The 19563-nt window shown below is 74.1% G+C and carries 19 protein-coding genes; 7 read left to right on the top strand and 12 right to left on the bottom strand.

Annotation, left to right across the window (positions count from 1 at the left end; translation table 11 throughout):
• Positions 1 to 180: 180 nt before the first annotated feature.
• On the bottom strand, positions 181 to 369 hold the full coding sequence (locus tag ABEA04_RS22665) for a hypothetical protein (protein WP_345464547.1): 189 nt from the start codon (positions 367 to 369) through the stop codon (positions 181 to 183).
• A 124-nt stretch (positions 370 to 493) separates the two neighbouring features.
• Between ABEA04_RS22665 and ABEA04_RS22660 the strand changes: the two genes are divergently transcribed.
• Complete coding sequence (locus ABEA04_RS22660; protein WP_345464544.1) at positions 494 to 661, top strand: hypothetical protein; 168 nt, start codon at positions 494 to 496, stop codon at positions 659 to 661.
• Positions 662 to 667: 6 nt separating this feature from the next.
• Here the strand turns inward: ABEA04_RS22660 and ABEA04_RS22655 are convergent, their stop codons facing one another.
• Both ABEA04_RS22655 and ABEA04_RS22650 read right to left on the bottom strand, forming a co-directional pair.
• Entirely contained in the window at positions 668 to 1510 is an 843-nt protein-coding gene (locus ABEA04_RS22655; RefSeq protein WP_345464541.1) for an EamA family transporter, read from the bottom strand.
• 94 nt (positions 1511 to 1604) lie between these two features.
• Positions 1605 to 1832 carry a DUF7455 domain-containing protein gene (locus ABEA04_RS22650; protein ID WP_345464538.1) on the bottom strand — a complete coding sequence of 76 codons (228 nt, stop codon included), beginning with the start codon at positions 1830 to 1832 and terminating at the stop codon, positions 1605 to 1607.
• A gap of 341 nt (positions 1833 to 2173) precedes the next feature.
• Between ABEA04_RS22650 and ABEA04_RS22645 the strand changes: the two genes are divergently transcribed.
• Positions 2174 to 4237, top strand: a complete 2064-nt coding sequence (locus ABEA04_RS22645; protein WP_486348282.1) for a DNA gyrase/topoisomerase IV subunit B — start codon at positions 2174 to 2176, stop codon at positions 4235 to 4237.
• Between the two features lie 12 nt (positions 4238 to 4249).
• A complete protein-coding gene (locus ABEA04_RS22640) occupies positions 4250 to 4777 on the top strand; it encodes a GNAT family N-acetyltransferase (protein ID WP_345464535.1) in 528 nt (175 codons plus the stop codon).
• Here the strand turns inward: ABEA04_RS22640 and ABEA04_RS22635 are convergent.
• The 6 genes from ABEA04_RS22635 to ABEA04_RS22610 form a co-directional block, all read right to left on the bottom strand.
• Positions 4752 to 5801: a zinc-dependent alcohol dehydrogenase family protein gene (locus ABEA04_RS22635; protein WP_345464532.1), complete on the bottom strand. Its 1050-nt coding sequence runs from the start codon at positions 5799 to 5801 to the stop codon at positions 4752 to 4754. The genes ABEA04_RS22640 and ABEA04_RS22635 overlap by 26 nt on opposite strands.
• 25 nt (positions 5802 to 5826) lie before the next feature.
• On the bottom strand, positions 5827 to 6045 hold the full coding sequence (locus ABEA04_RS22630) for a hypothetical protein (protein WP_345464529.1): 219 nt from the start codon (positions 6043 to 6045) through the stop codon (positions 5827 to 5829).
• Between the two features lie 33 nt (positions 6046 to 6078).
• Positions 6079 to 6573 carry a beta-class carbonic anhydrase gene (locus ABEA04_RS22625; RefSeq protein WP_345464526.1) on the bottom strand — a complete coding sequence of 165 codons (495 nt, stop codon included), beginning with the start codon at positions 6571 to 6573 and terminating at the stop codon, positions 6079 to 6081.
• Positions 6574 to 6726: 153 nt separating this feature from the next.
• On the bottom strand, positions 6727 to 8502 hold the full coding sequence (locus ABEA04_RS22620; RefSeq protein ID WP_345464523.1) for an MFS transporter: 1776 nt from the start codon (positions 8500 to 8502) through the stop codon (positions 6727 to 6729).
• Positions 8499 to 9257, bottom strand: coding sequence for an LppX_LprAFG lipoprotein (locus tag ABEA04_RS22615; RefSeq protein WP_345464519.1), 759 nt, complete (start codon positions 9255 to 9257; stop codon positions 8499 to 8501). The genes ABEA04_RS22620 and ABEA04_RS22615 overlap by 4 nt, the downstream gene beginning before the upstream one ends.
• A 42-nt stretch (positions 9258 to 9299) precedes the next feature.
• On the bottom strand, positions 9300 to 11771 hold the full coding sequence (locus ABEA04_RS22610; protein ID WP_345464516.1) for a DNA gyrase/topoisomerase IV subunit A: 2472 nt from the start codon (positions 11769 to 11771) through the stop codon (positions 9300 to 9302).
• A 147-nt stretch (positions 11772 to 11918) separates the two neighbouring features.
• On the opposite strand from ABEA04_RS22610, the gene ABEA04_RS22605 reads away from it, so the two are divergent.
• The 3 genes from ABEA04_RS22605 (at position 11919) to ABEA04_RS22595 (ending at position 16434) form a co-directional block, all read left to right on the top strand.
• Positions 11919 to 14618, top strand: a complete 2700-nt coding sequence (locus tag ABEA04_RS22605; RefSeq protein ID WP_345464513.1) for a bifunctional acetate--CoA ligase family protein/GNAT family N-acetyltransferase — start codon at positions 11919 to 11921, stop codon at positions 14616 to 14618.
• A gap of 69 nt (positions 14619 to 14687) precedes the next feature.
• The gene (locus tag ABEA04_RS22600; RefSeq protein WP_345464510.1) at positions 14688 to 15299 is read left to right on the top strand and encodes a DUF5998 family protein; all 612 of its coding nucleotides are present in this window, start codon (positions 14688 to 14690) and stop codon (positions 15297 to 15299) included.
• Positions 15300 to 15318: 19 nt separating this feature from the next.
• Complete coding sequence (locus ABEA04_RS22595) at positions 15319 to 16434, top strand: alkaline phosphatase family protein (protein WP_345464507.1); 1116 nt, start codon at positions 15319 to 15321, stop codon at positions 16432 to 16434.
• Positions 16435 to 16448: 14 nt separating this feature from the next.
• Here the strand turns inward: ABEA04_RS22595 and ABEA04_RS22590 are convergent, their stop codons facing one another.
• The 3 genes from ABEA04_RS22590 to ABEA04_RS22580 form a co-directional block, all read right to left on the bottom strand.
• Positions 16449 to 17222 (bottom strand): hypothetical protein, encoded by a 774-nt coding sequence (locus tag ABEA04_RS22590; protein WP_345464504.1) that lies wholly within the window; start codon positions 17220 to 17222, stop codon positions 16449 to 16451.
• Between the two features lie 76 nt (positions 17223 to 17298).
• Entirely contained in the window at positions 17299 to 17964 is a 666-nt protein-coding gene (locus tag ABEA04_RS22585; protein WP_345464501.1) for a thymidine kinase, read from the bottom strand.
• Between the two features lie 36 nt (positions 17965 to 18000).
• Positions 18001 to 18177, bottom strand: a complete 177-nt coding sequence (locus ABEA04_RS22580) for a DUF6104 family protein (protein WP_345464498.1) — start codon at positions 18175 to 18177, stop codon at positions 18001 to 18003.
• 48 nt (positions 18178 to 18225) lie between these two features.
• Between ABEA04_RS22580 and ABEA04_RS22575 the strand changes: the two genes are divergently transcribed.
• Entirely contained in the window at positions 18226 to 19560 is a 1335-nt protein-coding gene (locus ABEA04_RS22575) for a serine/threonine-protein kinase (RefSeq protein WP_345464495.1), read from the top strand.
• The last annotated feature ends 3 nt before the right edge of the window (positions 19561 to 19563 follow it).

The raw sequence follows: 19563 nt of genomic DNA, 5'->3' as shown, positions 1-19563 counted from the left end.
CCTCGGGCGGGCACCAGACGGGCAGCACCATCGGCTCGCGACTGGGGGGTAACGAGCCGCACGGGGCCACGGCGTCCTCGGACGCCGGACGCGAACGCCCCGCCCCGCCCTCGTCATCTCGGGTAGGGCGGGGCCTCGTCGTCCTCGGACCTCGGCCGGAGTGCCCCGGACCGACCGGTCTCAGGGCTGCCGCGGCTCGATCGCCTCGGCCGCCACCCATCCCTGGCGCACGTAGGGGCCCGCGCCGTGCGCGCTGATGCCGAGCTGGGCGACGATGACCCAGCCGAGCCACTGCCCGCGGTGGTCGCGGTGCCAGCCGAGCAGCAGCCCGGGCGACGGCTTGTCGTCCCAGGTCCGGATGTCGCGCACCCAGACATGCTCGGCACGGGGGAACACCGACCCAGGGTAGAACAGGTGATCGATTGTCGGCACGCCCGGAGGTCTACCCGGTGGGTGAGGCGGACGACGTCCACGGGGGCGCACAGTGCGCGGCATGACCCGTGCTCCGCTGCTCTCCGTCGTCCTGGTCGCCCTCGCGATCGTGCTCGTCGTGGTCGCCCTCGTGCGCGACGGCAACAACATGTGGATCGCCCTCGCCGGGACGGCGTGCGCCCTGGCCGCGACGGTCGTGGCGACGACCTCGCGCCGCCACCGCACCTGAGGCGCCTCAGGCCGCGGCGATGAGGGCGACGGCCGCGGCGCACAGCACCAGGCCGACGCCCTGGGTGCCGTGCACCCGCTCGCGCAGCAGCCAGGCCGCCAGCAGCACCGTGACGCCGGGGTAGAGCGAGGTGACCACGGAGGCGAGGGTGAGCAGCCCCGTCTGCGTGGCCAGCAGGAACAGCCCCGACGCCGTCGCCCCGAGGACGCCGCACACCAGGCCCAGCGCGGCGGCCGGCTCCCGCGGCACCCAGGCCTGCCGCAGCGCGAGGGCGACGGCGACCACCACGACGCCGCCGACCACCTGGTTCAGCGCGAGCGGCAGGAAGCCCGACTCCTCGGGCACCTGGCCGACCGCCGCGAACAGCACGCCGAACCCGGTGCCGGCCAGGACGCCGTCCAGCAGGGCGGTGCCGCGGCTCGTGCGGGCCTCCCCGGGCGCGGGGGCGGGCTCGCGCGCCACCAGCCAGATCGCCGGCAGCGCCGCCGCGATGCCCAGCCAGGCCAGCAGCGCCGGCCGCTCGCCGCTGGCCACGCCGACGACGACCGGCACCAGGGCGGCCCCGACGCCCGAGACCGGCGCGACCACGCCCATGCGTCCGCCGGACAGGCCGCGGTAGAGGAACGCCGTCCCGACGCCGTTGCCGATGCCGGCCAGCACCGCCCAGCCGACGTCGGCGCCCCGCGGGTCGCCCCCGACCACGAGCGCCAGCAGCAGGACGGCGCCCGCGCCGCCGACCTGGGAGAGGAACGCCACCGTCCAGGGGCTGACGCGGCGCGAGGCCAGGCCGCCGACGAAGTCGGACAGCCCGTAGGTCAGGGCCGCGCCGAGGGCGAGGACGACGGCCATCCCCGCAACCTAGGCGAAAACGCCGAGACGGCCCCGGGGTGTCCCGGGACCGTCTCGGTGGAGCTGTCGTGGTGGAGCGTGAGGGGCCTGACCCTCAGCGCTCACCGCCCTGTGCCGCGCCGGGCGTGCCGGCCAGCTTGTGCGTCTCGTCGACCACCGTGGTCGCCACCTCGCGCAGCTTCTCGCCGTGCTCGCGGGCGTGGTGGGCGCAGAAGAGCAGGTCGCCGCCGCTGAGGAGCTCGACGCGAAGGTAGGCCTGAGCACCGCAGCGGTCGCAGCGGTCCTCAGCGGTCAGGGTGCTGGGAGCGGTTGCCGTCGTCATCGTGGCCTCATCTCTCGTTCGTCCGATGCCTTCTCCAACGTATCCAGGGCTGACAATCTTCCCTGGGGTGGGTGGGTCCGGCGACGCCTCATCTGATCACCTTGGTCATGCCCCCGGCAGCGGTTTCCATGCTCTGGACCGTGGTCTCGCTCTCGCTGGTCCAGACCGGGTGCTGCCGAGCCGTGCGGTGGTGCCTCGTGCAGGGAGCATCGGCACGGGGAGCGCCGACCTTGAAGCTGCGACCCATCGTGGCGCGGGCTGCCGGGCGTGCCGACGTCCCGTCACGGCGTGTCGCTAGTAGATTCGACGTCGCACGGCCCACGGATTTCAGGAGCACCACGATCGCCGACAACACCTACAACGCCGCCCACCTGCTCGTGCTCGAGGGGCTCGAGGCGGTGCGCAAGCGACCGGGGATGTACATCGGCTCCACCGACACGCGCGGGCTGATGCACTGCCTGTGGGAGATCATCGACAACGGCGTCGACGAGGCGCTCGCCGGCGCCGCCCGCCGCGTCGAGGTCACCCTGCACCCCGACGGCTCGGCCGAGGTCTACGACGACGGGCGCGGCATCCCCACCGACAAGGAGCCCAAGACCGGGCTGCCCGGCGTCGAGGTGGTCGCCACCAAGCTGCACGCGGGCGGCAAGTTCGGCGGGTCCTCCTACGTGGCCACCGGCGGCCTGCACGGCGTCGGCCTGTCGGTGGTCAACGCGCTCTCGGCGCGCATGGACATCGACGTCGACCGCTCGCCGACGCAGCAGGGCCTCAGCTTCCGCCGCGGCGTCCCCGGAGTCTTCGACGGCGAGGGCCCCGACGCGCCGTTCACCCCGCGCAGCGGCCTGACCCGCAAGGGCGGGCGCGTCGGCAAGGGCCGCTCGGGCACCCACATCCGCTTCTGGCCCGACCGGCAGACCTTCACCAAGGACGCCGGGTTCCGCCGCGACGGCCTGCTCGGCCGGGCTCGGCAGACCTCCTACATCGTGCCGGGCCTCGACCTCGTCATCCGCGACCTCACCGGTGACGAGCCGTTCGAGGAGCACTTCAAGCACGACGGCGGCATCGCGGAGTTCGCCGACTACCTCTCGCGCGGCGAGCCGGTCACCGACGTGCTGCGGCTGCAGGGCAAGGACACCTTCACCGAGACCGTCCCGATGCTCGACGCCCAGGGCACGATGACGCCGCAGGACGTCGAGCGCGAGCTGTTCGTCGACGTCGCGGCCCGCTGGAGCAACGACTACGACAGCGAGATCCGCTCGTTCGTCAACGTGATCGCCACGCCGAAGGGCGGCACGCACGTCAGCGGCTTCGAGGCCGCGCTCACCAGGACCTTCAACGAGACGATGAAGGCCGCGAAGGTGCTGCGCGTCAACGACCAGGACGTCATCAAGGACGACGTGCTCGAGGGCCTCACCGGCATCGTCACGGTGCGGTTGGCCGAGCCGCAGTTCGAGGGCCAGACCAAGGAGATCCTCGGGACGCCGGCCGCTCGCTCGATCGTGCGCAAGGTCGTGGCCGCCGAGCTGAAGGACTTCCTCACCTCCACCAAGCGCGCCGAGAAGGCGCAGGCCCGGCAGCTGATGGAGAAGGTGCTGGGGGCGTCGAAGACCCGCATCGCGGCCCGGCAGCACAAGGAGACGCAGCGCCGCAAGAACGCGCTGGAGTCGTCGTCCCTGCCCTCGAAGCTGGCCGACTGCCGCTCCGCCGACAACGACCGCACCGAGCTGTTCATCGTCGAGGGCGACTCAGCCCTCGGCACGGCCAAGCTGGCCCGCAGCTCGGAGTTCCAGGCGCTGCTGCCGATCCGCGGCAAGATCCTGAACGTGCAGAAGGCCTCGGTGGGCGACATGCTCAAGAACGCCGAGTGCGCCTCGATCATCCAGGTCGTCGGCGCGGGCTCGGGCCGCACCTTCGACCTCGACGCCGTGCGCTACGGCCGCATCATCTTCATGGCCGACGCCGACTCCGACGGCGCGCACATCCGCTGCCTGCTGGCCACGCTGTTCTTCAAGTACATGCCCGAGCTGATCACCGCCGGACGGGTCTACACCGCCGTGCCGCCACTGCACCGCATCGAGATCTCCAGCCCGAAGAAGGGCCAGGACAAGTACGTCTACACCTACTCCGACGACGAGCTGCAGCGCAAGCTGGCCGAGCTGAAGAAGCGCAACGTGCGCTGGAAGGACCCGGTGCAGCGCTACAAGGGCCTCGGTGAGATGGACGCCGACCAGCTGGCCGAGACCACCATGGACCCCCGTCGACGCACCCTGCGCAAGCTCACCGTCGACGACGCCGACGCCGCCGCGTCGGTCTTCGAGCTGCTCATGGGCTCCGAGGTCGCCCCGCGCAAGGAGTTCATCGTGCAGGGTGCCTACGAGGTCGACGTCGAGGCGCTCGACGCCTGAGGCGGGTCGACCGTGACGATCGAGGTGGGCGCCGGCGACCGGCCGGGCGTGTGGCCGGTCTACGACGCGGTCTTCGGCGACCAGCCCGACGAGGCCACGTGGCGTGAGGCCGTGTGGGACCGCCACGTCGCGCGCGACGGGTTCCGGCTGGCGGTGGCGGTGGCCGACGGGTCCGACGGGTCCGACGGGTCCGACGGCGGGTCGCTCGACGGGTTCGGCTACGGCTACACCGGCGAGCACGGCCAGTGGTGGACCGACCAGGTCGCGCGCACGCTGCCGCGCGACGTCGCGACGGCGTGGCTGGGCGGGCACTTCGAGCTGGTGAGCATCGGCGTGCTGCCGCGGGCGCGGCGGCGGGGCCTCGGACGGGCGCTGATGCGGGCGCTGGTCGACGGGGTGCCGCACGAGCGGCTGCTGCTGATGACCACCGACGACGCCGGCGACCCGGCGCGGCGTCTCTACGCCGCCGAGGGCTGGACGGTGCTCGGGCCGGGCGTGGGCGAGCACACCGTCGTCATGGGACGCGCTGCGGCTCGATGATCGTCATGCCTGCCACGGGCGTGCGGTCGAAGACCGGCAGCAGCGCGGCGGCGTCCTCGAGGGTGACGGTGCGCTCGACGAGCCGCTGCGGCTGCAGCGTGCCGGCCTCGACCAGGCGCAGCAGCTCGGGGTAGTCGGCGGCGGCCATGCCGTGGCTGCCGAGCAGGTCGAGCTCCCAGGCGATGACGCGGTCCATGGGCACGCGGGGGTGGCCGTCGACCGGCGGCAGCAGCCCGACCTGGGCGAGCCGGCCGCGGCGGCGCAGGCTGCGGACGGCGTCGGCGCTGGTCTGCTCGCTGCCCACCGCGTCGACGGCCACGTGGCTGCCACCGCCGGTGAGGTCGGCGACGGCGGCCGGGACGTCGGTGGTGGCGTCGGCGACCAGCACCTGCTCGGCGCCGAGGTCGGTGGCGACGGCGAGCGCGTCGGGGTTGCGGTCGACGGCGACGACCCGGGCGCCGAGCGCGTGGGCGATCATCACGGCGCTCAGCCCGACGCCGCCGGCACCGATGACGGTGACCCACTCGCCGGCGTCCAGGCGGGCGCGGGCGACCAGCGCGCGGTAGGCGGTGGCGAAGCGGCAGCCGAGCCCGGCCGCGGTCGGCAGGTCGACGCCGTCGGGGAGCGCGACCAGGTTGGCGTCGGCCGCGTGCAGCGCCACCAGCTCGGCGAAGGAGCCCCAGTGCGTGAAGCCGGGCTGCTGCTGGTCGGGGCAGACCTGCGCCTCGCCGGCGCGGCACCACGCGCAGCGGCCGCAGCCGCACACGAACGGCACCGTGACCCGCTGGCCGACCCGCCAGCGGACGATGTCCGGGCCGGTCTCGACGACCTCGCCGGCCAGCTCGTGGCCCGGCACGTGCGGGAACGCGACGCCGTCGTCGTGCCCGGCCCAGGCGTGCCAGTCGCTGCGGCAGAGCCCGGTCGCCCCCACGCGGACGACGACGCCGTCGGCCGGGCAGGAGGGGTCGGCGACCTCACGCACCTCGGGACGGGCGCGGGCGGCGTCCACGAGCAGAGCGCGCACGGTGGGTCCTCTCGGGGGTGCGTGGTCAGGGCCAGAGGGAGGTCTCGGTGGAGCCGTCGTCGTAGGTGCAGGTGAAGCCGGGCGGGCTCCACGTCCAGGCGTAGGAGACGCTGTCGTGCACCGAGCCGGTGGCGTCGCTCAGCGAGCACGCCGACTCCATGCGCCACCAGCCGACGCGGTAGTAGGCCGTGGCCACCACCGGGAGCAGCACGACGACGAGCAGGACGGCGACCCACCTCATCATCGGTCGAGGATGCCAGCCGGGCCCGGTCCGCCCTCAGACCTGGCGCTCGAGCAGCCCCGTGTCGACGTCGTAGAGGAACCCGCCGACCGTGACCGAGTCGGGCACGAGCGGGTGGCTGGTGACGCGGTGCACGTCGTAGGCGAGCGTCTCGAGCTGGTCGGAGACGACGTGGAAGCGCTGCCAGGTGACGTCGAGGCCCGCGGACTCCGCGACGCGGCGGCGCAGCTCGGGCTCGGTGGCGCCGGCCACGGCGCAGCGGGTGTGCGGCACCACGAGCACACGCTCGACGCCCAGCAGGTGGACGCCGAGCACGATCGCCTCGAGCGCGGCGTCGGTGACCCGGCCGCCGGGGTTGCGGAAGATCTTGGCGTCGCCGGGGGAGAGGCCGACCATCCCGAGCGGGTCGATGCGGGAGTCCATGCACGTCACCAGCGCGACGCCGGCGCGGGCCACGCCGTCGAACCCACCGAGCTCGAAGGTCTCGGCGAAGGCGGCGTTGGCGGCGAGCAGGTCGTCGAAGTCGGCCACGGCCGCACGCTAGTCGCCGTCCCGTCACCCGCGGGGGTGGGGGTCAGCGGGGCGTTCTCGGCCGGTTCCTGACGTTCTCGGCCGGTGCAACGGCTGAGAACGTCAGGAGTCACCGGATCACCGGTGACTCCTGCCGCCGGGCCGAGCCGGCGCTCAGCCGAGGCGCTGGAGGGTGGCGCCGGTGTCGACACCGCGGGTGGGGGCGCCGCGGAACAGGACGAGGGCGAGGACGGCGGCGAGGAGGGCGAAGGCGGCGGCGCCCTGGAAGACGGCCTGCTCCTGCAGGACGCCGAGGGCACGCAGGCACGCGCGGCTGGCGGCGTCGTCGACGCAGGCGCCGGGCGGGTTGGAGTCCTTGGCCTCGTTGAGGCGGCGCAGGCCCCACGTGGTGAGCACCGAGATGCCGACGAGCATGCCGACCATGCGGGCCACGACCACCAGCGCGCTGGCGACGCCGTGGGTGTCGGCGCGGGTGGTGGCGAGCATGGCGGCGTTGACCGGGGCGAGGGCGAGGCCGAAGCCGAGGCCGCCGAGCACCAGCGGCACGTTGGAGACGAACGACTCGAGGCTGGTCTCGCCCCACGTCGACATCCACCAGAACGCCGCCGACGAGACCACCATGCCGACGGCGGTGATGAGCCCGGCGGGCAGCCGCCGCACCAGGAGGCCGCCGATCACGGCGCCGATCGGCAGCGCGACCAGGAAGCGCAGCAGCACGAGGGCGGCGTCCAGCTGGGAGTCGCGGAAGACGGTGGTGCGGGCGAAGAGCGGGATGTCGACCAGCGCCGCGATCAGCGCCCAGCCCACGAGCACGCTCACCGCCAGGGAGCCCCACGCCGCCGTGGCGCCGAGCGCACCGCGGGGCACGACCGGGTCGGAGGCCCGGCGCAGGTGCACCACGAGCGCGACCACGGCGACCGCCGAGCCGGCCAGCAGCCACGGTCCCTGCGGCGAGAACACCGAGACGGCGGGGTCGGCGGTGGCGAAGGCGAGGACGACGCCGGCGAGCGCCAGCGCCAGTAGCACCGCCCCGGTGAGGTCGGCCGCGACCAGGCTGCGCCCCCACGAGCGGACGTCGAACAGCGGGCGCCGGGCGAAGACGCACCGCAGGCAGAGGACCACGAAGGCGCCGGCCGCGAGCAGGCCGACGGGCCAGGTCCAGCGGCCGCCGTCCTCGATCACCGGGATGAAGTACTCGCCCCACGTCAGGTCGGTGTAGAGCGAGCCCGGCGGTCGCACCGTGAGGTAGCCGGCCACGAGGGCCACCAGGAGCGCGAGCAGCCCGAGGAGGTCGGGCAGGCCGCGGCGCCCGTCGACGGGCTCAGGGTCCGTGGTGGCGTCGTCGCGGGTGCGCAGCGCGCGGACGACGACCCACAGCAGCACGCCGGCGGCGGCGTTGATGGCGAAGATGCCGCGCCAGGAGGTGAAGGCGAGGACGGCGGCGCCGAAGAGTGGGCCGAGCACGCTGCCGAACTCCTGCACGGCCGAGACCAGCCCGAGCGGCAGGCCGCGGCGCTCGACGGGGTAGAGCGCGCCGACCAGCGCCATCGTGGCCGGCACGAGCCCGCCGCCGCCGACGCCCTGCAGGAACCGGCCGAGCACCATGCTGGGCAGGTCGTAGGCCAGCGCGGTCACCACCGACCCGACCGCGAAGGTCACCAGGGACGCCGTCAGCACCGGCACCGGGCCGCGCAGGTCGGCGATGCGCCCGATCAGCGGCAGCATCGCCACGTAGCCGAGCAGGAAGCCGGAGACGATCGGCGCGGCCTTCTGCAGCTGCTCGACGCTGATGCCGACCGAGCCCATCATGTCGGGCAGCGCGAGGACGACGACGTAGGTGTCGACGGCCGCGAAGGCGACCGCGACGGCGCAGAAGACCAGCAGCGCCCGCGAGCGGGTGTCGAGCGCCGCCGCGGGCGCCTGGCTCATGGCGCGGTGATCTCCTTCGTGACGTCGTACTCGGAGATCGAGATCGTGTAGGTGAGGTCGTCGACGCCGCTGAAGAACTCGCCGGTCAGCTCGGCCTCGCGCAAACGGCCGTCGCCGTCGATGCTGAACGTCGCGTCGAAGGAGTCGCCGGGCGAGCAGGGCAGGATGTTCTTGATCGCCTCGCCGGGCACCGTGGCGGTGTAGGGCGTGATGACGAGCTCGTTGTCGCTGGCGGCCCGCTGCGACTCGCCCTCCTCGAGGCCCTCGGCGGAGGTGAGGACGTTCGAGACGCCGGAGTCGGGGTCGAGCAGCATCGCGGGGTCGGGCGCGCAGATCGACTCGGGGTCGAGCTCGTCCCAGCCGACCACGGGCAGCTCGACGTAGAACTTCGCGTCGACCGCGATCACCTTCACCTCGGCCGTGATGCCGTTGAAGGTGCCCTCGGCGGTGCCCTCGAAGGCGGGGGCGGTGGTGATGGTGCCCTCGGCGCGCTTGAGGAAGGCGTCGGCGTCGGGGGAGTCGTCGGTGGCGAGGGACAGGGTGACGCCCGAGGTGCTGTCGAGCTGCTTCTTGGCGAAGGCCATGACCTCCTCGGGGGTCACCTCGTCGTCGCCGTCGGCGTCGGCCGAGGTGTTCGACGACGGCGACTCGTCGTCGCCGCTGCAGCCGGCCAGGCCGAGCGAGGCGACCAGGCCGAGGGCGACCAGGGGAGCGGTGAGGGCGGCGCGGCGCCGGGGACGGCGGACGGTCGTCATGGCGCCCAGGGTGTCACAGGTACCCGCGCCGTCCGGGGCGACTCACGAAGCCCGCACCACGGTGGCCACGGGCGCGCCGCAGGCGGCGATCGGCTGCGTGCCCGGCACCCCGGAGCCGTCGCGGCGTCCGGTGGCCGGGGGCAGCTCGACCGGCGCTCCGCTGGCCGCGGCGGCCCGGGCCGGCGCGCTGCCGACCCAGGCCAGCACGAGGGTGTCCTCGCCCTTGAGGAAGCGGTGGCAGCGCACCCCGCCGGTCGCGCGGCCCTTGGCGGGGTACTCCTCGAACGGCGTCACCTTGAGCGAGCCCGCGTCGGTGCCCGGCAGCGCGGTCGAGGCGCCGGACGACGTCACGACCACCGAGCCCTCCGGCGCGGCGGGGTCGACGACGCCGAAGAAGACGACCGTGCGGTCGGGAGCCAGCCGGACGCCGGCCATGCCGCCGCCCGCCCGCCCCTGCGGTCGGACCGCCGAGGCGCCGAAGTGCAGCAGCTGGGCGTCGGAGGTGACGAAGCAGAGCGTCTCCTCGCCGGTGGCGAGCTCGACCGCGCCGACGACCTCGTCGCCGTCCTTGAGCCCGATGACCTCCCACTCGTCGCGCCCGAGCACCTCGGGGTTGACCCGCTTGACGACGCCGTCGCGGGTGCCGAGCGCGAGGCCGGGCCCGCCGGTGCGCAGCCCGCACAGCGCGAGCGCGCGCTCGCCGGTCTCGAGCGGCAGCATCTCGGTGACCGGCAGCCCGCCCTGCAGGTTGGGGTCGTTGGCGCTGGGTGGCAGCGCCGGCAGGTCGAGCACGCCGAGCCGCAGCAGCCGCCCGCGCGAGGTGAGGACGCCGATCTCGCCGCGCGCCGTGGTGGCGACCGACGAGACGACGACGTCGTGGTTGGCGCGGGTCTCGCCCCGGCCGACCTCGCCGTCGCCGGTGGTGCGGGCCAGCAGCCCGGACGACGACAGCAGCGCCAGGCACGGGTCGTCGGCCACCTCGAGCGGCGCCGCTGCGGCCGAGACGGCGGCGGTGCCGGCCGACTCGAGCAGCACGGTGCGGCGCGGCGTCCCGAAGGTCTTCGCGACCTCGGTGAGCTCGTCGGCGACGACCTTCCGCAGCAGGGTGTCGTCGGCCAGGATCGCGTCGAGCTGCTCGATGGTGCGCTCCAGCTCGGCCTTCTCGGTGTCGAGCTCGAGGCGGGAGAACCGGGTCAGCCGGCGCAGCCGCATCTCGAGGATGTAGGTGGCCTGCGGCTCGCTGAGGTCGAAGACGTCCATCAGCCGGCCGCGGGCGGTCTCGGCGTCGTCGCTGGAGCGGATCAGCTGGATGACCTCGTCGATGTCGAGGATGGCGACCAGCAGGCCCTCCACCAGGTGCAGCCGCTCGGCGGCGCGGGCGCGGCGGTAGGTCGAGCGGCGGCGCACGACGTCGAAGCGGTGCGCCAGGAAGACCTCGAGCAGCTCCTTGAGGCCGAGGGTGCGGGGCTGGCCGTCGACCAGGGCCACGTTGTTGATGCCGAAGGTGTCCTCCATCGGCGTCTGGCGGTAGAGCTGCTCGAGCAGCGCCTCGGGCACGAAGCCGTTCTTGACCTCGATGACCAGCCGCAGGCCGTGCTCGCGGTCGGTGAGGTCCTTCAGGTCGGCGATGCCCTGCAGCTTCTTGCCCTGCACCAGCGTCTTGATCCGCTCGACGACCTTCTCGGTGCCCACGCCGTAGGGCAGCTCGGTGACCACGATGCCCTTGCGGCGCCCGACCGGCTCGACCCGCGCGGTGGCCCGCATGCGGAAGGTGCCGCGGCCGGTCTCGTAGGCGTCGCGGACGCCGTCCAGCCCGACGATCTTGCCGCCGGTGGGCAGGTCGGGGCCGGGCACGACCCGCATCAGGTCGTCGACGGTGGCCCGGGGGTGGGTGATCAGGTGCTTGAGCGCCTGCACGACCTCGACCAGGTTGTGGGGCGCGCAGTTGGTGGCCATGCCGACCGCGATGCCCGTCGTCCCGTTGACGACGAGGTTGGGGATGGCGGCCGGCAGCACGACCGGCTCGAGCTCGCGGCCGTCGTAGTTGGGCCGGAAGTCGACGGTGTCCTCGTCGATGTCGGCGGTCATCGCCACGGCCGGCGGGGCCATGCGGCACTCGGTGTACCGCATCGCCGCGGGCGGGTCGTCGGGCGAGCCGAAGTTGCCGTGGCCGTCGATCATCGTCAGCCGCATCGACCACGGCTGCGCCAGGCGCACCAGGGCGTCGTAGATCGCGCCGTCGCCGTGCGGGTGCAGCCGGCCCATGACCTCGCCGACCACGCGCGCGCTCTTGACGTGACCGCGGTCGGGGCGCAGGCCCATGTCGTTCATCGTGTGCAGGATGCGGCGCTGCACCGGCTTGAGGCCGTCGCGGGCGTCGGGCAGGGCGCGGGAGTAGATGACCGAGTAGGCGTACTCGAGGAACGAGGTGCGCATCTCCTCGCCGACGTCGATGTCGAGGATGTGCTCCTCGAAGTCGTCGGGAGGCGGCTGCTGGGTCTTGCCACGGGCCATGGGGGCATTCTCGGCCAGCCGCCCACCCGGCCGCCGCGGGGCTCGCCGATGAGCCCGGACGGCGCCGCCGGCTGCCCCGGGCTGGCCGCGCTGCTGCCCGAGCACGCGTGGCCCCCGCCGCTCGACGGCCGCCGGTAGCCTGACCCCGTGAGCGCGACCCCCACACAGCCGCGCCGGGCACCGCGGCACTGGGAGGCCGACGTGCTGCTGCGCGACGGCCGCACCGCCCACATCCGGCCGATCCGCGCCGAGGACGCCGACCTGCTCGTCGAGTTCTACGCCCGGGTCAGCGACCGGTCGAAGTACTACCGCTTCTTCAGCCCGATGCCGACGCTCTCCGAGCGCGACGTCACGCGGTTCACGCAGGTCGACCACGACCAGCGGGTGGCGCTGGTGCTGCTGCTGCGCGGCCGCATGATCGCCGTCGGACGCTTCGACGTCGTGGGGCCCGGCGAGGCCGAGGTGGCCTTCCTGGTCGAGGACCGCCACCACGGCCGCGGCATCGCCCAGCTGCTGCTCGAGCACCTCGCGCAGGCCGCCCGCGAGCGCGGCATCGAGCGGTTCACCGCCGAGGTGCTGCCCGACAACAGCCGCATGATCAACACCTTCCGCGACGCCGGCTACCGCGTCGTGAGCGGCTACGAGGACGGCGTCCTGTCGCTGGAGTTCTCCATCGACCCCACCGACACCTCGATCGGCGTCATGCGCAGCCGCGAGCACCGCGCCGAGGCGGCCTCGATCGAGCGGTTCTTCAACCCGCGCTCGGTCGCGATCATCGGCGCCAGCCGGCGGCAGGACACGATCGGCCAGGCGTTGGTGCGCAACCTGGTCACCGGCGACTTCACCGGCCGCGTCTACGCGGTCAACCCGAGCGCCGCCGCGGTCTCCGGGCTGCCGGCGTTCAAGACCGTGGGCGACATCCCCGACGAGGTCGACGTCGCCATCGTGGCCGTGCCGGCCGAGTCGGTCACCGACGTCGTCCTCGACTGCGCGGCCAAGGGCGTGCACGGCATGGTCGTGATCTCCTCCGGCTTCGCCGAGACCGGCGAGGAGGGCCGGCAGCGGCAGCGGCACCTGGTGGGGCTCAGCCGCTCCTACGGGCTGCGGCTGATCGGCCCGAACTGCCTGGGTGTCATCAACACCGACCCGGCGGTCTCGGTCAACGCCTCGCTCTCCCCGGTGATGCCGCCGCGCGGACGGGCCGGGTTCTTCTGCCAGTCCGGCGCGCTCGGTTCGGCGATCCTCGAGAAGGTGCAGAACCGCGGGCTGGGGCTGACCACGTTCGTCTCGGCCGGCAACCGCGCCGACGTCTCGGGCAACGACCTGCTGCAGTACTGGGAGGAGGACGACGCCACCGAGGTCGTGCTGCTCTACCTCGAGTCGATCGGAAACCCGCGCAAGTTCTCGCGCATCGCCCGGCGGGTCTCGCTGCGCAAGCCGATCATCGCCGTCCGCTCCGGCCGCACCACCCAGGGCGTGCCGATGGGCCACGCCGTGCGGCGCATCGCGGCGCCGCCCGAGGCGCTCGACGCGATGTTCCGCCAGGCCGGCATCGTGCAGGTCGACACGCTCGAGGAGATGTTCGACGTCGCCCAGCTGCTGGCCCACCAGCCGCTGCCGCGCGGCCGTCGCGTCGCCGTCGTCGGCAACTCCGACGCCCTCGGCCTGCTCGCCGCCGACGCCGCCTCGGCGGTCGGGCTGCACGTGACCCGCTCGGTCACGCTGAACGCCGAGCCGAGCGCCGAGGACTTCGAGGACGCCCTGGACGACGTCATCGACGACCCCGAGGTCGACTCGGTGGTCGCGGTCTACATCCCGCCGCTCAACGTCTCGGGCGAGGACGTCGCCAACGTGCTCGCCGCGGTGGGCGAGCAGTCCGACAAGCCCCTGGTCTCCAGCTTCCTCGGCGCCGAGGGCGTGCCGGTGCTGCTGCGGGTGCCCGACGTGGCCGGCGCCGCCGCCGGCCGCGGGTCGGTCCCCAGCTACCCCGCCGTCGAGGCGGCGGTGCGGGCGCTGGCCCACGTCGTCGACTACGCGGTGTGGCTGCGCAACCCCGACGACTCCGCGGCCGACATCGGCGAGGTCGACACCGTCGCGGCGCGGCGGGTGGTCTCGCAGGTGCTCGCCGCCCACCCCGAGGGCGCCGACCTCGGTCGCGACCAGATGAGCGCCCTGCTGGCCGGCTACGGCATCGAGGTCTGGCCGTCCGTGCCGGTCGAGACGCTGCGCCAAGCGCAGTCCGCCGGACGCCGCCTCGGCTGGGACGTCGTCCTCAAGGCCACCGCGGAGGGGCTGCGCGAGCGGCCCGACCTGGCGCACGTGTGGCGCAACATCGGCTCCTCGGCCGAGATGCGCAGCGCGTGGGAGCAGCTGACCGCCGTCCGCTCGCCCGACACGGCCGGGTTCGTGGTGCAGAAGACGGCCCCGGCGGGCGTGCCGGTCGCCATCCGCAGCATGGAGGACCCGCTGTTCGGCCCGGTCGTCTCGTTCGGCATCTCCGGGCCCGTCATCGACCTGCTCGCCGACCGGTCCTACCGCATCCCGCCGCTGACGGCGCGTGACGTCGCCGAGATGGTGCGCGAGGTGAAGAGCGCGCCCATCCTGTTCGGCTACCGCGGCGCCGAGCCGGTCGACGTCGCCGCGCTCGAGCGGCTGGTGGGCCGGGTCGCGCAGCTGCAGAACGACCTGCCGCAGCTGAGCACCTTCGAGGTCTCGCTCGCCATCGTCGGCACCGACGGCGTCAGCGTGCTCACCGCGCGCGGCCGGGTCGAGCCCGTCGCCGACCCCCGCTACGACAGCTTCGTGCGCCGGATGTCGACGCCGGCCGGCGACACGCTGCCGGAGTGAACCGGCGTCCCACGGCGGCATCGAGAGGCCCGGGCGGTGCCGCGGCGTGTCCGGTGGCACACTGACCCGGTGCGACCAGCCCGCCGCCTCGACGACCGCCCCGGTGACGCCGACGACCAGGTCAACCGCGCCCGCGAGCTGCGCCGGGCCGTCGACCGCACCGGCTACTACCCCGAGGTGGTCGCCGACGCCGTCGACGGGGCCGTGGCGGGGGAGCGGGTCATCTCCTTCTACGTGCACCACGAGCCGACCTTCGAGAACGACGAGGTGCGCCGCCACCAGTCGGTGATCGTGCTGACGCCGAGCCGGCTGATCCTGGCCCACACCGACGAGCACGCGGGCGACGACCTGCTGCCCGAGCCCTACACCTCCACCTCCACCGAGGCGGTCAGCCTGAGCGCGGTGAAGTCGGTGGTCGTCACCCGCATGACGGCCAACCCCACCGCCGGCCCGCGCCCGCCCGCCGAGGCCGTGATGACCATCGGGTGGGGCGGGGTGAGCCGGGTAGACCTCGAGCCGGCCGGCTGCAACGACCCCGAGTGCGACGCCGACCACGGCTACACCGGCGTGCTCGCCTCCGACGACTTCTCCCTGCGGGTCTCCGCCGCGGCCGACGGCGGCGACGCCGTCACCGGGCTGCTGTCGTTCGCCGCCTCGCTCTCGGCGCGCACGCAGCACTGAGCCCGGGTCGGACGGGCTGATGGACTTCGTCGAGCCGGCCTACGGACGCCGCTCGCTGGCCGACGTGATGCCCGCCGTGGCCGCCGCCCTCGGTGCGCGCTGCGGGACGCCGCCGTCCGGGCTCGAGCTGCCGCCGGCGGCGGCCTACGTCGTCTTCCTCGTCGACGGGCTCGGCGCGCGCCTGCTCGAGCGGCACGCCGACGCCGCGCCCTACCTCGCGGGCCTGCTCGCCGAGTCGGCCCCGGGGACGGCGGGCGTGCCGTCGACGACCGCCACGAGCCTGACCTCGCTGGGCACCGGGCTGCCGCCGGGTGCGCACGGGCTGGTCGGGTTCACCGCCCGCGTGCCGGGCACCGACCGGCTGCTCAACCACCTCGCCTGGGACGCCGACGTCGACCCGCTCGAGTGGCAGCCGCACCCCACCGCCTACGCCGCGCTGGCGGCGTCCGGGGTCGACGTCACGGTGGTCAACAAGCGCGAGTTCCGCGGGTCGGGCCTCACCGTCGCCTCCTCGCGCGGCGGCACCTGGGTCGACGCCGACAAGGTCGGCGAGCGCATCGCGGCGGCGGTGGCGGCGTCGTCCACGCGCCCCTCGGTCACCTACCTCTACGACGGCGACCTCGACTGGACCGGCCACCGCTACGGCGTCGCCTCCGGCCAGTGGCTGCAGCAGCTGGCGATGGTCGACGCCGAGGCCGAGCAGCTGCGCGAGGCGCTGCCCGCCGACCGGCGGCTCGTCGTCGTCGCCGACCACGGCATGGTCGACTCCCCGGCCGCGAGCCGGGTCGACGTCGACGACCACGCCGAGCTCACCGACGGCGTCGCGCTGCTGGGCGGCGAGGCGCGCTTCCGCCACCTCTACTGCCGCCGCGGGGCGGTCGACGACGTGCTCACCACCTGGCGGGCCTTCCTCGGCGAGCGGGCCGAGGTGCTGACCCGCGCGGACGCCGTCGCCCGCGGCTGGTTCGGACCGGTCGACAGCAGCGTCGCCCCGCGCCTCGGCGACGTCGTGGTGGCCTGCCGTGGCGACCACGCCGTCTTCTCCAGCGAGCGGTTCCGCTACGAGACGACGCTCGTGGGGCTGCACGGCTCGCTCACCGCCGACGAGATGCTCATCCCGATCGTGGTGGGCTGAGCGCCCGGTCGGGCTCAGCGCAGGGTGATCAACCGGATCGGCAGGTTGGTGATGGCGTTCATCGCCCCGCCGCTCAGGTTGCACAGCATCACCACGGTCGAGGAGGGCGAGGCGACCTGGGTGCCGTAGAAGAACACCCCGTCCTGCATCGGGGCGCGCACCGAGACCACGACGGCGTCGCCGGCCTCGGCGCTGCCGCCGATGGTGACGGTGAAGTCCTCGCACCGGCCGTTCGAGACCGCCCCGGCCGGCACCGAGACGGAGCCGGTGGCGAGCCCGCCGGCGAGGTCGGCGGCGGTGAGCGAGTCGTTGACGACGCTGCCCCCGCTCACCACGTTGTCGCCCAGCTCGGAGGCGCCGACGGAGTCGGCGGCCAGGTCGGCCGCGGTCACCGACCCGTCGAGGATCTCGTCGCCGTCGACCGAGCCCGCCTGCAGCTCGCTGCCGCCGACCGCGTCGACGGCCAGGTCGGCCGCGGTCAGGCTGCCGTTGCTCACCTCGTCACCGGTGAGCGACTGGTCGAGGACGTCGAGCGGGCCGAGGGAGCCGTCCTTGACGGTGCCCCCGGTCACCGACCCCGAGGCGAGGTCGTCGGCCTTGACGGCGCCCGGCGCGATCCTGGCGCCCGTGACGGCGTTCGCGCCCAGGTCGACGGTCCTGACCTGGCCGTCGACGATGTCGGAGGAGCGGACGGTGGCGGCGGCGTAGGCCGTGCCGGTGCCGAGCGCGACGACGAGGGCGAGCAGCGAGCAGGTGTTGGCGAAGGTGAGATGACGGGTCAGGCTCATGGCGGTGCTCCGATGCGGTGGGGGCTGGTCCCTCCACCCTCCTCGTCCGGGCCGCGCCCGGCATGACACCAACGAGTCAGAGACCGAACGGCAGCGGCTCCGGGGCCAGGCTGACCGCCCGGGCACGGGCGGCGGTGAGCCGGCGCCGGTGGTGCTGGCGGCAGAGCACCTCGTAGGCGACCTCGGGCGGGTGGCCGGGCGTGGCGACGGCGTCCTCGACGTCACCGACCACGATCACCTCGCCCTCGACGACCATCACCCCGTCCTCGGTGCGGGCGTTGTGGGTGGCGCGCTTGCCGCACCAGCACAGCGCCTCGACCTGCAGCACGTTCATCCGGTCGGCGAGCTCGACCAGCCGGCGGCTGCCGGGGAACAGGTCGGTGCGGAAGTCGGTGAGGATGCCGAAGGCGAAGACGTCGATCTGCAGCTCGTCGACGACCTTGGCCAGCTGGTTCACCTGCTCGGCGGCGTAGAACTGCGCCTCGTCGCAGACCAGGTAGTCGATGCGCTCGCCGCGGGTCAGGGCGTCGACGACGTAGCGCCAGAAGTCGAGCTCGGGGGTGACCTCGACGGCGGAGTGGGTCAGGCCCAGCCGGCTCGACAGGATGGACTCACCGGCGCGGTCGAGGGTGGTGAAGATGCGCCCCACCAGGCCGCGGGCGGCGTGGTTGTGGTTCGTCTGCAGCGCCAGCGTGCTCTTGCCGGAGTCCATCGTGCCGGTGAAGAAGTGCAGTTCCGCCACGGGGCGTCATCCTGTCACGCCGGCCGCGGACGCGCGTCAGTCGTCGGGGTCGTCGAGCCGGGCCAGCCAGGTGGCGAGCCGCTCGACGGGGGTCTCGAACTCCGGGTGGGCGTCGGTGAAGGCCTGCAGCTGCTCGGCGACCCAGGCCAGGGTGACCTCCTCGTCGCCCCGGCGCCGCACGAGCTCCTCGATGCCGCGGTCGGTGAAGTACATGGCCCCAGTGTCCCAGCCGGACGGCGGCCCGGCGCCTAGGGTGTCGGCGTGCAGCCCTACCCGACGGTCGGCTCGGCCTTCGGGCGCTACGACGTCGTCCGCGAGCTCGGCCGGGGCGGCATGGGTGTCGTCTACGCCGCCCGCCACCGCGACGTCGGTCGCGAGGTGGCCCTCAAGCTGCTCGCCCCCGAGCTGGCCGACGACCGCGCCTACCGCACCCGCTTCCTGCGCGAGGCCCGCACGCTCGGCCGGCTCGACTCGCCGCACGTCGTCCGGCTGCACGACGCCGGCGAGCAGGACGGCTGGCTGTTCATCGTCACCGAGCTGCTGCCGGACGGCGACGTCGACGCCCTCCTGGCCGCACGCGGCCCGATGCCACCGGCCCTCGCGCTCGACCTGGTCGCGCAGGTCGCCGACGGCATCGCCGACGCGCACCGGGTGCAGGTGCTGCACCGCGACGTGAAGCCGTCGAACGTGCTGCTGCAGCGTCGCGACGACGGCTCGCTGCGCGCCGTGGTCTGCGACTTCGGGGTCGCCACCGCGCTCGACCTCGACCACACCCGCACCGCCGGCCTGGTCGGCACCGTCGGCTACCTGGCGCCCGAGCGGCACGAGGGCGCCGACGCGACCGTGGCCTCCGACGTCTACTCGCTCGGCTGCGTGCTCTTCGCCGCCCTCACCGCCCGCCAGCCCTACGTCGGCACCATCTCGCAGGTCGCGCTCGGCCACCTGCAGGGCCCGGTGCCGCAGCTGCCCGCGGGCCACCCGGCCAAGCGCGCCGTCGACCCGGTGCTCGCCCGCGCCCTCGCCAAGGACCCCGCCCGCCGCCACCCCAGCGCCGAGGCGTTCGCGGCCGCGGTCCGGGCGGTCGGCTCCACCCCGGAGCACGGCCCCGGGCGCTCGCGACGCGGCCTGGTCGCCGTCGCTGGCGTGGCCGCCCTGGCCGTCGCAGGGGTCGTGGCCACGCTGGTGCTGGTCGGCGGGGACGACGACCCCGACCGGGGCGGCGCGGGCCGTGGCGCCGCGTCGTCCTCGACGCCGTCGGCGGGATCGTCCTCGGCGTCGAGCGCGCAGCCGGGCTCGCCGGAGGCGTCGACGCCGGCCGTCTCGCTCGACCTGACGCTGACCGCGGAGAGCGAGACCGTCGACCCCGCCAACCCGATCCGGCTGGCCGGCACCTACGCCGGTCGCGACGGCACGACCCTGCAGGTGCAGGTGCGGGAGGACAGCCGCTGGAACGACTACCCGATCCTCTGCACGGTCGCCGACGGCCGCTTCGAGACCGGCGTGCGACTGGCGAGCGGCGGCGTCAACCTCATCCGCGTCAAGGACACCACGCTCCCCGGCGTCTTCTCGCCGCCGGTGCGGGTCGTCGTCGGGTAGGGC

The sequence above is a fragment of the Nocardioides marinquilinus genome, from assembly GCF_039543705.1.
GTDB classification, from domain to species: domain Bacteria; phylum Actinomycetota; class Actinomycetes; order Propionibacteriales; family Nocardioidaceae; genus Nocardioides; species Nocardioides marinquilinus.
The sequence above is the reverse complement of the archived record's forward strand: the minus strand, read 5'-3'. Positions and strand labels throughout refer to the sequence as shown.

Bases quoted from the DNA above. Each gene is read 5' to 3' on its own strand.
- ABEA04_RS22660 (WP_345464544.1), top strand. From the start codon at position 494: ATGACCCGTGCTCCGCTGCTCTCCGTCGTCCTGGTCGCCCTCGCGATC.
- ABEA04_RS22655 (WP_345464541.1), bottom strand. From the start codon at position 1,510: ATGGCCGTCGTCCTCGCCCTCGGCGCGGCCCTGACCTACGGGCTGTCC.
- ABEA04_RS22650 (WP_345464538.1), bottom strand. From the start codon at position 1,832: ATGACGACGGCAACCGCTCCCAGCACCCTGACCGCTGAGGACCGCTGC.
- ABEA04_RS22630 (WP_345464529.1), bottom strand. From the start codon at position 6,045: ATGATGAGGTGGGTCGCCGTCCTGCTCGTCGTCGTGCTGCTCCCGGTG.
- ABEA04_RS22620 (WP_345464523.1), bottom strand. From the start codon at position 8,502: ATGAGCCAGGCGCCCGCGGCGGCGCTCGACACCCGCTCGCGGGCGCTG.
- ABEA04_RS22615 (WP_345464519.1), bottom strand. From the start codon at position 9,257: ATGACGACCGTCCGCCGTCCCCGGCGCCGCGCCGCCCTCACCGCTCCC.
- ABEA04_RS22610 (WP_345464516.1), bottom strand. From the start codon at position 11,771: ATGGCCCGTGGCAAGACCCAGCAGCCGCCTCCCGACGACTTCGAGGAG.
- ABEA04_RS22595 (WP_345464507.1), top strand. From the start codon at position 15,319: ATGGACTTCGTCGAGCCGGCCTACGGACGCCGCTCGCTGGCCGACGTG.
- ABEA04_RS22590 (WP_345464504.1), bottom strand. From the start codon at position 17,222: ATGAGCCTGACCCGTCATCTCACCTTCGCCAACACCTGCTCGCTGCTC.
- ABEA04_RS22580 (WP_345464498.1), bottom strand. From the start codon at position 18,177: ATGTACTTCACCGACCGCGGCATCGAGGAGCTCGTGCGGCGCCGGGGC.